This window comes from Moorena sp. SIOASIH (assembly GCF_010671925.1).
Taxonomy (GTDB): domain Bacteria; phylum Cyanobacteriota; class Cyanobacteriia; order Cyanobacteriales; family Coleofasciculaceae; genus Moorena.
Map to the genome: position 1 here is coordinate 118,246 of NZ_JAAHIH010000001.1, position 13,108 is coordinate 131,353.

At 42.5% G+C, this 13,108-nt stretch carries 8 protein-coding genes; 4 read left to right on the forward strand and 4 right to left on the reverse strand.

Translation table 11 applies throughout. The features are described 5' to 3' along the window. Positions 1-436 precede the first annotated feature (436 nt). Positions 437-1,837, forward strand: a complete 1,401-nt coding sequence (locus F6J90_RS00565) for a CHAT domain-containing protein (RefSeq protein ID WP_293090595.1) — start codon at positions 437-439, stop codon at positions 1,835-1,837. 276 nt (positions 1,838-2,113) lie between these two features. Here the strand turns inward: F6J90_RS00565 and F6J90_RS00570 are convergent, their stop codons facing one another. The 3 genes from F6J90_RS00570 to F6J90_RS00580 form a co-directional block, all read right to left on the reverse strand. Continuing rightward, a complete protein-coding gene (locus F6J90_RS00570; RefSeq protein WP_293090596.1) occupies positions 2,114-5,287 on the reverse strand; it encodes a CHAT domain-containing protein in 3,174 nt (1,057 codons plus the stop codon). Positions 5,288-5,374: 87 nt separating this feature from the next. Then, entirely contained in the window at positions 5,375-7,339 is a 1,965-nt protein-coding gene (locus F6J90_RS00575) for a ShlB/FhaC/HecB family hemolysin secretion/activation protein (RefSeq protein WP_293090597.1), read from the reverse strand. Positions 7,340-7,771: 432 nt separating this feature from the next. Next, positions 7,772-8,230 (reverse strand): helix-turn-helix domain-containing protein, encoded by a 459-nt coding sequence (locus F6J90_RS00580; protein WP_293090598.1) that lies wholly within the window; start codon positions 8,228-8,230, stop codon positions 7,772-7,774. Positions 8,231-8,873: 643 nt separating this feature from the next. On the opposite strand from F6J90_RS00580, the gene F6J90_RS00585 reads away from it, so the two are divergent. The 3 genes from F6J90_RS00585 (at position 8,874) to F6J90_RS00595 (ending at position 10,441) form a co-directional block, all read left to right on the forward strand. Then, positions 8,874-9,026, forward strand: coding sequence for a hypothetical protein (locus F6J90_RS00585; RefSeq protein ID WP_293090599.1), 153 nt, complete (start codon positions 8,874-8,876; stop codon positions 9,024-9,026). 3 nt (positions 9,027-9,029) lie between these two features. Next, a complete protein-coding gene (locus F6J90_RS00590; protein WP_293090600.1) occupies positions 9,030-9,227 on the forward strand; it encodes a hypothetical protein in 198 nt (65 codons plus the stop codon). A gap of 1,067 nt (positions 9,228-10,294) precedes the next feature. Further along, positions 10,295-10,441 carry a hypothetical protein gene (locus F6J90_RS00595; protein ID WP_293090601.1) on the forward strand — a complete coding sequence of 49 codons (147 nt, stop codon included), beginning with the start codon at positions 10,295-10,297 and terminating at the stop codon, positions 10,439-10,441. 520 nt (positions 10,442-10,961) lie between these two features. Here the strand turns inward: F6J90_RS00595 and F6J90_RS00600 are convergent. Further along, positions 10,962-12,860, reverse strand: a complete 1,899-nt coding sequence (locus tag F6J90_RS00600; protein WP_293090602.1) for a filamentous hemagglutinin N-terminal domain-containing protein — start codon at positions 12,858-12,860, stop codon at positions 10,962-10,964. Positions 12,861-13,108: the final 248 nt, after the last annotated feature.

A 13,108-nucleotide genomic window follows, 5' to 3' on the forward strand; every position in this document is an offset into this window, starting at 1 on the left:
TAGGTGAACACTACTCCTGTCCTGAGTTTTCAGTTTTGAGTTCTCAGTTGGGCAGTTTTGGGTCAGACCGATCACTTTTCACTATTTCTATAGGATTTCTATAATGGCTTGCTTTAATAAAGATTGACTATTCTGACAGATGGATTTTTAATCCATCTGCTGTCAGTTTTGCTCTTTCTAATCGTAAGTATTCAGCGTTTAGCGTTTAGCTTTCAGCTACTCCTAATCAGGATAATCCGAAAAACGGAGATTTGTCAAGAAAAACTTATCTACTGGCCACTTTCAGCCAAATTCCTAAGTTTTGCTTGATTCCAAAGCTGACTGGGTAATTGCGTTCGTGTAACGTGCGCGTAGCGCGATTGACCGTAGGTCACGCTACGCGCACGCTAAATACTTACGTTTGCTACTTACCTTTGCTTTTATCCGTGAGGTAACTATGAAACGAATAGCGACTAGCTTTAGCTGGTTCCTAGCGACACTACACTTCACCGGAACTATCAGTGCTCTTTCGGTGCAGGCACAAGTCAGTAGGCCAATGTCTAACAATATTGGCTCCAATGCTCTTACTCAAACTATTGCTCAATCACCAGCTGTTAATCCCCCCAACTTTGGAACAGCCCTGGACAATAACCAATTAGTAGAAGCAGTACCTTTAATTGAACAAACTTGGGAAAAACAATATCAGAATCACCTAGGCATCAATTTTCCTGACCAATCAATCACTGTGGAAGAAATTGCTGATACTCTTGGCAAAATCACCAATCAAACTGGTCAAAAGCCTGGTCTGATCTACATGGTTCCGCGATCGCAGCAACTAGAACTGGTATTAATTACACCAGAAGGTAAGCCCATTCACAAGCGTGTCTCCGCAGCCAACAAGGAAGCTCTGTTGAGTCTAGTGCAAGAGTTTATCCAAACGATTACTAATCCTACTCGTAGGCACACTAAAGATTATCTACCGGCAGCTCAGCAACTCTATCAGTGGATGATTGAGCCAGTGGAACCATACCTTAAAACTCAAGGCATCAACAATCTAATTTTTTGTCTAGGTGGGGGGTTACGCCACCTGCCCTTTGCTGCCTTACATGATGGCCAAGAGTTTCTGGTGGAAAAGTATAGTTTAGCCCTGATTCCTGCCTTCAAATTAACAGATACTGTCTATACTGACCTGAAAAATTCCCATGTTTTGGCTATGGGTGCATCAGAATTTAATGATCACAATCCTTTACCTGCTGTGCCGGTAGAGTTATCTGTTATCACCCAATATCCCTGGCAAGGAAAATCTTTCCTCAATAAAGATTTTACCCTAACTAATCTACAGTGGCAACTGGGATATCATAAGAATTTTCAAATCCTGCACCTGGCAACTCATTCAGACTTCCAGGCAGGAAAACCAAGCAAGTCTTATATTCAGTTTTGGAATAGTAAACTGACTTTAAATATATTCACTGAATTGCGTTGGCACTCACCAGTGGTAGAATTATTGGTGCTGAGTGCTTGTCAAACTGCCATCGGGGATAAAGAAGCTGAGTTAGGCTTTGCGGGATTAGCGGTTCGCGCCAATGTCAAGTCAGCAGTCGCTAGTTTATGGTATGTCAGCGATGGTGGAACCCTAGTGCTGATGAATGAATTTTACCAGTCTCTTAAAACTGTACCAATTAAGGCTGAAGCGTTGCGACAAGCTCAGATCGGGATGTTGAAACAAACGGTAAGTTTGGCTAGTGTTACTGATCGACCAAATGTATCCTTGCCTCCAGAATTAGCATCTCTCAACTATGAAGATTTATCCCATCCCTATTATTGGGCGGCTTTTACTGTAGTTGGTAATCCTTGGTAACAGCTTGCTCTTGTATCAGCTATCAGCTATCAGCTATCAGCTATTAGCTATCAGCTATCAGCTATCAGCCATCAGCTGATAGCTGACCGCTGACCACTGAATGCTTAAGCTATAGCGTTTCTAGGACTCATGAGGTACAGTCTTCTTTGACGTTTATTCGCTGTTTTAATGCAGCGCATCGCTATTCACTCTTATCTCTTCCCTGTTCCCTGTTCCCTGTTCCCTGTTCCCTAAAATCTAGAAATTGTGTACCTCACAAGTCGTAGAATTGCTATATTACAACCAATTCCCTACCATGATATAAGCAGCCCAGTAATAAGGGTGTTCATAGTTTGGGTCTTGTAAAATTGATTTTTGGGCGCGATTGAGGGCTTCAGCTTTTGAGATTGATTTGTCAGTAAGTTCCTGGTAAAATCGATTCATCAAGACAGCTGTGGCTTCATCATTAACTGCCCAAATAGTAGCGAGGGTACTACGTGCTCCTGCTTCTACCGCTACACCAGCTATTCCCAGAGCCGCTCTCTTGTCCCCAGCTGCCGTTTCGCATGCACTCAGCACGAGTAATTCGATCGGAGTGGCTTGGCGTAGGTCTGTTGTTTGCAGTAAGTCCTTCAACTCAGTAACATTGATCTCACTATCCCAGGTCAGAATGAACGTCTTCTCAGCTTCAGAGCTAAATTGACCATGGGAGGCTATATGTACTACTGGGAAAGGATCTGCTTCAACAGAATTTTCAAAGCTGGTTTCAGTAAAGTCCTGATTGAGTAGGATTTCACTAGGAACTTGAGCCTTTATTTTCTCTAGCTCTACTTTGACAAATGGCAAAGCTGGATATCCCTGACGGGATTCAGATAACCCAGCCGTTAGCACTCTGATATCTTCCCTGACTAAGCGCTCGGGATTTATTAAATCTAGTCCAGGGGTTAGCGCTATACTATACTTCTCGACTAAATACTGCTTACCGTCGTGAAGTGCTGCCATGGGAATATTACGTAAGGCTCCATCAAGCACAAATACTAGGGTGTCTACTTGAGAGTTAGCTAAATCCTCTTCAATGGGTCGGATTATCCAATTGTATACCTGCTGTGACATTGGTAAAAATGCCCGTCGATGAAGCTGGGGTAGGATGTAACGCAGGTCTTCGAGAGCAGATTCAATTTGGTCTTGGGGAAGCTTTGTTCTATAGTGGCGCAGTTGTTGTTGGGGTAAGCGGATAATGATATCCAAGCTTTCTGGTAGTATGATAGGATAGATTAATGCTGCTTTAGTATCAACTTGGTCAATGACTTGATCAATCACTACAGGAGTAGCATTTAAGCAGGCTGAGCGGAAATAGTTATCTAGTTCGGCTAGCTGCAGTGACTCAATGATCTCACGGGCTTTTTCCAAGTTGTCGGGATTGGCTTCATTGCTGTCTGATTGCAGCAGTAATTGCACGAATTCTCGATAAACTGGCTCGACACTCTCCCGAAATGTAAACCTCACCTGTTGGTTAACAGCTACTAGGTCACTACGTAGAGACTTGAGAGTGTTAACTGCTTCGGTGTAAGCTGCGATCGCATTTTGCTCTTCCCCAAGCTGTTTCAAAATACGTCCCAGTTGCCATTGCCAGCGATAGCTAATATCCGGAGCATTGATTTCCTGGGCTAACTTTAAGGCTTGTTGAGTCAGGTCTTGAGACTCTGGCAACTGCTGATTCTGCTCATACAGTTGACCTAGACTACCAAGAGCATAAGCTTCAGCTCGCTTATCTCCCAATGCTTTAGCTTGTTGTACCGCAGTAGCTAGGATTTTAGCAATTTCATAAGAACGCTCAACGGAAGTGTTAACCGAAACCTGAAGTCCCTTGGCTGAAGCCTGAACATTTCCTTCATCCTTGATACTTCTAACTTCATCCTTCATTAGGCTTTGAGCAAAATTAATCCTCAGATAGATACTGCGGCGGCTCAGAGGTATCGATTCCAGTTGGGGCTGGATTTGAGTAATTAATGCTTGGGCTTGCTTTATCCTTTTAGTGTCGTTCCCGTAGCGTGACCAAAGGTCAATCAATAAGCTAAGTTGATTTAATTGGGCTTCAAGCTTAGTGATTAGATCCGTAGACTCATTGAATGCTTGTTGATAGTAATCAATAGCCTCGTCTAATTCTTGTTGAGCCCTTGCTGTATTCCCTAAGCTAAATAATGTAGCGCTAATCTCTTGAGAGTATGGTAAGCTTCGGGCAATCTCTAAGCTTTTTTCCAAGGTTCCCCGGGATTGGCTCAGCTCTCCTACTAATTGACGCATATTCCCAAGCGATCGCAATCCGATCGCTTTGTTCAAAGAGTCAGGTTGAGCAGTTAACGATTCCTCGACCTGATTGAGTAGATTCAACGCCCGCTTATACATTCCTAATTCTTGTAGGGCTTGCGCTATATTAATCCGACTGCGAATCTGACCAGCTTCATCCCCTAATTCACCATAAGTTACAGCAGCTTGCTCCCAACTTTCCATTGCTGCTTTTGCTTCTGATGAACCAAGCTCAATACTTCCTTTGATCATTAGGGATTGAGCCAGCACTTGTAAGTATCCTGTAGACTTATCGGTGGCTTTTATAGAGCGCAATAGTTTTTCACTATTAGCGATCGCATTCTTGGCTTGAGTCCATAACCCTAGTTGCTGATAAGCCAACGAGAGATTACTCAACACCATCGCTTCTGAGAGTTGATCTCCCTGAGTTTGATTACTCTCAAGAGCTTGTTCTAAAACATCTACTGCTTCGGCGAATCTACCTGAATCGTAGAGACCTTTGCCCTGTTTAAGTAACGTGGAAACTGTCAGGTTATTTGGTTGAAGGTTAGCAGGTTTAAGGTTATCAGGTTGAAGGTTATCAGGTTGAAGGTTAGCAGGTTGAAGGTTATCAGGTTGTTCGCCTTTGGCGTTCGAGTAGGCTAAGTTAGCAGGTTGTTCGCGTAGCGTGGCCTTTTGGCCAAGGTTTGTCCCTTTAAGAGCAATATCCCCTTCAACATTCAACCTTCCAACCTTCAACCCTTCAACCTTCAACTTTCCAACCTTCAACCCTTCAACCCCTTCAACCTTCAACCCTTCACCCCCTTCAACCTCCAACCTTTCAACCTTCAACGTTTTTGGGGCTGTCGCTAAAACCGGAGGGACTAAATTGCACAGTAATGCTGTTAACAGAGCGATCAGAGGCAACCTAATCCACCTCTTTCTCCTCAACCCTAAGGATTTACGATTTCCTCGACCCAGGTCACTAGAATAATATGTTGTTAGTTGAGCTATCAACCTAAGATGTCTTTTTAGATTGTCCCATAAAACTTCAGTTTTCTTTACCTTCTTGCCTCCCCCCTTATTAAGGGGGGTTAGGGAGGATTCCTCTTGGCTTTTGCCTCTTGCCAGAATAACTGTATTTACGACCGAGAGCAAAACGCTATATATCCTTTTTTTGACCATGGCTGATTTTCTCCCTTACTGCACCTCATCGCTATCAAAAACTTTTGGAATGTAGAATGTAGAATGTAGAATGTAGAATTTTTCTGTTCAAAATGGTCTAAAAATCACCGAAAAATAGAAGCCATCTTCCTGTAACGTTCTATCCCTAGTTTCAACATCCACTAACTGCAAGCCCCAGCCGAGATTAGCCTCTAATAAATCTCCTTGCTGCCATCGCAAACCTAGACCAATGGATGCGATCGTATTATCATCAATTGCATCGTCATCGGATTCATTCCAGCCAGTACCAAAATCAAGAAAAGGAGTCAACTGCACTAGAGTTCCGCTATCAGCATTCTGAATAATTGGCAGACGCAGCTCCGCCGAAATAAATGCACCATTGTCTGATAAAATCAGATCCTGGCGATAGCCCCGTACACTCTCTAAACCCCCAATCCCTATCTGTTCTAATGGTACCAAGCCTCGGTCTGCTAGTTGCACATCCCCTCGGATTAATAATATAGTGTTTGGTGCCAGTAGCCTTACCCATTGGCCTTGACCACGCCAAGCGAAGAAATTGCTATCTGGTTCACCCCTGTTAATGGTAGTATCTCCTGAACTAATCCCGATACTTAACTGGGAGCGAGCTGCTAAAACTTGTTGCTCACTGCGCTTAGTCCACTCTTGGAATAACCGGATGGCATTAATCCGCGTACGCCCTTCATTATCAGCCCCTACTGATAAAGGAAAGGGTCTATTTAAGATAGATGTTTCACTTTCCTGGCGTGAGCCGGTTATACCAATAGCTACTTCTTCGGTAGGGGTTTGGAATACAGGCTGGCGCAGGGTTATTTCATAAAACCGTGATTCTGAGTCAATATCTATCCTATCAAAAGGAGGCTCAATTACTTCACTAGATGTTGTCCCATAGGCAAAGCGCAGAGTACCATTACGGGGATTAATCGGTAAGGTATAGCTAACATCAAAGGTATCACTACCATCAGTGTTGGTATAGTTGAATTCCAAAGCATCTCCCAATCCCAGTAAATTGCCTTCTCGAATTTGGGGACGACGCCGAAAGCTTCCTACACTGGGAGAGCGCCCATTATCTATTGCTATTTGGGTGCTGAAGGTATCGGCTTCAGTTACTGTCACTTCTAGCAAACTCTCCCCAGGCTCAACACCTGCCGATAGTTCAGCTGAGATGTTGGCAATTAGAGGGTCGAGTCGCAGCATTTGTAAGGCTTCCAGTAAGCGCCTTACATTCAGAGGCTTCCTGGTAGCGATCGCAAGACGGCTTTTGATGTAATTAGGATTAAGCCGACTCAGACCCTTGACAATAATATCTTCTAATTCCCCTTCGATAATGTCAATTCTAACTACCCCATCCTCAAGTTGCTGAGGTGGGATATAGGCTCCAGAGTTAACGTATCCTTCTTTATCATATAACTCCGTGATCTCAGACCGGATTTTAAATAATGCTGGGAAAGATATGGGTTGATTGAGGAAAGGTTTGGTAATTTCCGCTAATTTTTCCTGGCTGAATACCGTTGAGCCAATAATATTAAAGCGTTTAATGACGATTTGTCTTGGAATGTCCTCCAGAATTTCGTCCGGTAAATCGGGGCTAGGAGTAGATGGGTCAAGAAGTTCGTCCACAGGAGGAAGTTTCTGGGGAGGTTGAGGTTCTGGTGCTGGTTCCAGAGAGGGAGGTCGTCTAGGCTCGGGGAAAGGGATTCGCCGCCGATCCTCGGGTAGCTCTATACCCGGAGGTAGGTTTGGAGGTAGGGCTTGACTAATTTTTGCAGGGGCTGGAGGACTGAGGAGTTGGTTAATACCGATGGTGTTGAAATTTTTTACAGTGTCGCTCCCTAAAACTTGATCATCCCCTTTGTTCAAGTTTTCTGGAATTGGCACTGGTTTCTGCGGCCATGAATCCTTTACGAAGACTAGACTCTGATCATTAACAGCAGCTCCAGCTTCTAACGGTTTCAAGATTAGGCTACTAACGACTGCTAATACACCCAAGGTTAACAAAGATGAACTCCTGACTACTGCAACAAATCTAAACATTACTTCCCATATTGAAATTGTTTTTAGTAGGTAAGAACTATTAATTAGTTTTCCTGGTGCTAGAGTGACAAATAACACGAACAGTAGTCAAGGGTAAGGGAAGAAATTGACAACTAATGTAATAGATGTGTAGATCTATAAGTGTATCTACGGATAAGTTTTGCGTCCGCTGAATGTAACAAGTAAGTAGATCTACAAATCATCTAGGGATAACTTTTGCGTCCGCTACTCCGAGTGGAGCATTTCTGCTGTTTGAGTTGAACCCTTGACCAATAATATTAAAGTTTTAACCTTCAAGTTAACACCTTAACCTTGGAATTTTTAAGCTACCCGTTCGCGGAGCGTGGCCCAAAGGCCAAGAGAACGCCAAAGGCCAACACCTTTCAAGCAGCTTCCACCTGAAATGACCACAAGCTAATACCGATCTTGCAATTAACTAAACACTTTAGTGAGAATTTCCACAGAAGGGTCAACTTCTAGCCACACCGTAGCCCCACAATCCTTAGGACAATTGGGTTGATAGACTAACCGAGATGGGCCTTTGATTTCTACATAATGACCGTAGGTGTTGCGATTACCTTGTTTGACGGTCAGCACAGGCTTGTAGGTGTCGTACTTTTTATTTTGCTTAATGACGTTCTGGTTGACGTGGATGTAAGTCGCCACCTTTTGGAAACCTCTTCTCCAGGTTCCCTTTGGTCCACGGCGACCGGGACTGACCTTGGGTAAGCCGTTAAATAGGGGAATTTGCCAAAATCTGCCAACTTTTTGAGCGCCCTTAATTCTGCCATTTTTCAGAAGTTGCCGAACTCGTTGGACACAAATCCCTAGAAGAAACGCTGCTTGGGTAGTTCCGACTATCTTGGTTTGTTGGTTCATCTGTTGGTTCATCTTTTGTTTCCTTTTACTATCGCGCTAATCTTATATTTACTATAACACATAGTTTTTAGGCTGTGTTGGTTTTTTACAAAAATTTACAATTTACCTAGCGCTAATCTTTTATGAGTATTAAGGGTTATTTAGGTTGATTAAGTTGTTAAGTTAATACTCGCGCTATACTTTTGGTGAAGTTTATCTAGCGCTGAGTTTTTGGGGTGCTATGGCACACTTGGGATAATTAGTGTTTAGAGAGCTTAGCGCTATACTTTTGGTGAAGTTTATCTAGCGCTGAGTTTTTGGGGTGCTATGGTACACTTGGGATAATTAAGTGCAAAGGTTTAAATTAGCGCTATAGTTTGGCCAAGTTTATATAGCGCTAATTTTTTTCGCCCGATTCCCGACTCCCGATTCCCGACTCCCTCAAGACTTTGTTACAAAAATTTTCAAAATAAGTTATAATATAGTATTTTTTTCTGTTATAATAGAATCATAGACGCGAAAGCGTTAAGAGCCAGCCCCAAGTTTTCCCAAGGCCAAAGGCTGGCTCTAGAACCCCAGTTAAGGAGATACCTAAAGTATGACTTACTCTGAACGCCTATACCCGTGGGCGTTCGCGTAGCGTGGCCGTAGGCCAATCATCCGCCTATTGCCTGAAATGCAACGGGTCGTTCTTGGTTGGTACCGCAATCGGTCTGATGCCGAGGGGCATTTGCGGGCACTTAAACGCTTGATGCCTGATGGGGAATTTGTGATTATTTTTGATTTGCCCGAGCCTATAGATGAAGAACCTGAGGTTAGTGGGGAGTAGGGTTTGGCTGAGGGCATGATGAGCAGCATGATTAACTTTGTGGTCACCCTCTCAGGTATTGAATGGGATCGACCTTTGGTCACGCTGCGCGATCACACTCTCTCCAAAATTGCTGGAATTTCCAACAGTAAAGGATTTTCACGCCTTGTTGTTGTTGCCAGCATTATTGTGATTACCCAAAATTGTTGTAATTTTGGATAACTAAGAAAGTTGATTAAGCTAGCGCTATCGCGATTATCCAAAATTGCTGTAATTTAAGATAACTAAGAAAGTTGCTCAACCTAACACTATTGTAATTATCCAAAATTGCTGTAATTTCCAACAGTAAAGGATTTTCACGCTTTGTTGATTAAGCTAGCGCGATTGAAACGCAGCCACGCTACGTGATCGCACTCTCTCCAAAATTGCTGGAATTTCCAACAGTAAAGGATTTTCACGCCTTGTTGCTGTTGCTGGCGCGATTGACATGCAGCCACGCCACGGGATCACATAATTTCTTAGATTGTCGAAATTTACGATAACTATCGAAGTTGCTCAACCTAGCACTACCGTAATTATCCAAAATTGCTGTAATTTCCAACAGTAAAGGATTTTCACGCTTTGTTGATTAAGCTAGCGCGATTGACATGCAGTCACGCTACGCGATCGCACTCTCTCCAAAATTGCTGGAATTTTCAACAGTAAAGGATTTTCACCCCTTGTTGCTGTTGTCAGCATTATTGTGATTATCCAAAATTGTTGTAATTTTCGATAACTAAGAAAGTTGATTAAGCTAGCGCTATCGCGATTATCCGGAATTGCTGGAATTTTCGATAACTAAGAAAGTTGATTAAGCTAGCACTATCGTAATTATCCGAAATTGCTGTAATTTCCAACAGTAAAGGATTTTCACGCTTTGTTGATTAAGCTAACGCCATTGACATGCAGTCACGTTAAGTGATTATATAATTTCTTAGATTGCTGGAATTTACGGTAACTGTTGGAATTTCCAACAGTGAACGATTTTCACGCTTTGTTGCTCTATCTAGCGCTATCGTGATTACCCCAAATTGCTGTAATTTACGATAACTAAGGAAGTTGATTAAGCTAGGGCTATCGTGATTATCCCAAATTGCTGTAATTTACGATAACTAACGAAATTGCTCAAGTTAACGTGATCCCATTATTTCCAAAATTGTTGGAATTTCCAACAGTGAAGCAATTGGACCCTTTGTTGATTAGCAAGGCTCTATCATTTAAATAGCGCTATACTAATTGAATCGGAGCGATTGACATGCAGTCACGCTACGCGAACGCGATCATCCGAAATTGCTGAAATTTTCGATAACTATCGCGCGTTGCTCAACCAACGCATGATTGACTTTTGGTCACGCTACGCGAACGCGATTATCCCAAATTGCTGTAATTTGCGATAACTTACGCGCGTTGCTCAAGCTAGCGCGATCGCATGATTTCCCAAATTGTTGAAATTTCCAACAGTAAAGGATTTTCACGCTTTGTTGCTCAACCTAGCACTATCGCGATTATCCCAAATTGCTGGAATTTTCGATAACTATCGAAGTTGATTAATCTAGCGCTATTGTAATTATCCCAAATTGTTGGAATATTCGATAACTAAGGAATTGACTGAAGTTGCTCCAGCTAGGATTATCGTTATCATTCAAAATTGTTGGAATTTCCAATAGCCGACGAATTGGGCTGAAGTTGATTAACAAGGCTCTATCATTTAGATAGCGCTATACTAATTGAATCGGAGCGATCGCATTATTCCCGAAATTGTTGAAATTTTCGATAGTGGCTGGATTCCGCTGAAGCTAGTTAAACTAGCGCTATACTTATCAAATGCAACATTACCTAGCGCTATACTTATCCATCAGCACCCTAATTGCTGAAAATTGCCGCAATTTCCGACATATCGCTCACCCATCCCATGCCTCAATCCGTATCAATACAATACTTAGGGATATACCAATTACTCTTAGGAATAACAGTATTCGGTTCAACCGTCAGGATAATTGTACCATCTTCGTCAACAGTCCAACCTTGAGCTTCCACTATTTTCTTCGGACGAACAGGAGTAGGAGTATTGGCAGTGGGGCGTTTTCCTCTCATTGGCAAGTAACTGACCTCAGGGGTAGGAGTAGAAGTAACTTTGTCGATCCTGTTTGGTTGATCTAGCGCTACTTTTCCACTCGTGGGACAGTTAGCAACAATTAATTGTGAGGGGTTAACTAGTGATGTTGGTAAGTTGCCAGGATCCTGAGTATAATTAAGGGTGCCATTGATCTCCAACAACCCAGATAAAGACGAATTCCCTGTAAAACTAATAGCAGAGATATCATTAAATGGAGTCCGACCTTCCTGCAACCTGAAATTTCTCAATAAGCCTTGCAGGGTGATAGCGATGTTTCCATCTTTGGCTGTTTCAGCATTGGCAAAGATATCGTTAATCTTTTCATTGTCGGAGGGGATATCCTGATCCTTTTCAGCTTCGATATCAAGTCTGGTATTACCGGCGAGAGCAATATTACCATTAACCTCCAATGAGACATCCCCAGCACGGCTATCTTGTCCCTGACTAGCTTGGTCTGTTTGAATGGTAGCTTGGTTTTCCGATAGTACAATGTTAGTCGTACTGATGCTAATGTTTCCGCCAACAGCATCTACATTTGTTATTATACTTCCTGCTGTTTCACCTGTTCCGTCATCAGTTAAGGTCAAGTCTCCATCCTGACTTCCCTGAATAGGATCAATAATCACAAGTGAATTAGTTGTGATAGAAATCACAGCTCCATTTTGATCATTTACGTCATTGATAGTGGAGATTACCTGAAGGTCTTGCTCAGGAGTAGAATTAATCGATATTGAGTTATCAACTGTTATTATTATATCACCACTTTTATTGCCATTATTATCAGTTATCGTAACAATTCCCTGATCGTTGCTGGAGGTTTCTACTTCTACAGAATCAGCAATAATCCTAATGTCACCACTATCAACATTTCCATCTTCTGGCACCAAAGTTTCTATAGCGCTATTGGTGACTCGAACATTCCCTTTCTTAACGCCATCAGGAAAATCTAAGCCAATATTGTCACCATCTCTGGTTAATGCTACTTCTCCCGGTGCGCCCAATCCCGCTAACAGAATATTCCCACCTTGATTGGTGGATATCTTACTATCTCCGATAACCTCAATATCACCACCGAGTAACAATAGGTTATTAACTGCTAGATTCTCTAACTTGGCTTTACTAGTGGTAATATTACCGGGAATTTGATTAAAGAAGAACACATTAGGATTAACGGTCAGCAATGGTGACGGAGGCTCGGGATTAGAGGCACTAAACACTCCTTGATTGCCAAACCCAATCCCATCAGCAGTGGTGCCTACAAAGGAACCGGATACATCCAGCTTCGCCTTATCCCCAAAGAAAATTCCCTTGGGATTAATCAAGAACAAATTCGCTCCACCATTGATACCCAAGGTGCCAAGAATATTAGAAGGATTCCCACCAGTTACCCGAGACAAAATATTTTCAATCCCAGCTGGATTAGCAAAATAAACCCGTTGCCCGTTTCCGACATTAAATTCCAAAAAGCTATGGAACAAGTTGATATCTCGGATTGCCCCTCCTTTAATTAGATCAACAATTTTCCCATTTACCTCACCCGAGCCCAGGTCTAGCTCTGACCTTTCTCCCGGGAGCAACGTAGTATCAGGAGTAATCTGAGCATGAGCTTGGTTTATGGGAAAGGCGTACGCTCCACTAATGGCTAAACATAGCGCTAAACCTAACTGAGTGTTATGCTCTTTCCAAACATCTAATGCCATGGCTTGGATTCCTCCTGATCTTGGGGAGGTTTAGTTGACTTAGACAGTTAAGGTTAATCAATTTCTTGCCATCTATTACGTTAGTATTAATTAACCTATTAATTCACCGACCGACAGCTAATTAGTTTGATTGATAGTTACTTGAGGCTGTTATTCCTTGTTAAAATAATAGCACATCATTATACACCTATGCGTGCAACTTTTGATGTTAATTTTTGTTAATTAAGATTAACTAGGGCTACAGGGAA

Coding starts and splice junctions, on each gene's coding strand:
- F6J90_RS00565 (WP_293090595.1), top strand. CDS start 437: ATGAAACGAATAGCGACTAGCTTTAGCTGGTTCCTAGCGACACTACAC.
- F6J90_RS00570 (WP_293090596.1), bottom strand. CDS start 5,287: ATGGTCAAAAAAAGGATATATAGCGTTTTGCTCTCGGTCGTAAATACA.
- F6J90_RS00575 (WP_293090597.1), bottom strand. CDS start 7,339: ATGTTTAGATTTGTTGCAGTAGTCAGGAGTTCATCTTTGTTAACCTTG.
- F6J90_RS00580 (WP_293090598.1), bottom strand. CDS start 8,230: ATGAACCAACAGATGAACCAACAAACCAAGATAGTCGGAACTACCCAA.
- F6J90_RS00585 (WP_293090599.1), top strand. CDS start 8,874: ATGCAACGGGTCGTTCTTGGTTGGTACCGCAATCGGTCTGATGCCGAG.
- F6J90_RS00600 (WP_293090602.1), bottom strand. CDS start 12,860: ATGGCATTAGATGTTTGGAAAGAGCATAACACTCAGTTAGGTTTAGCG.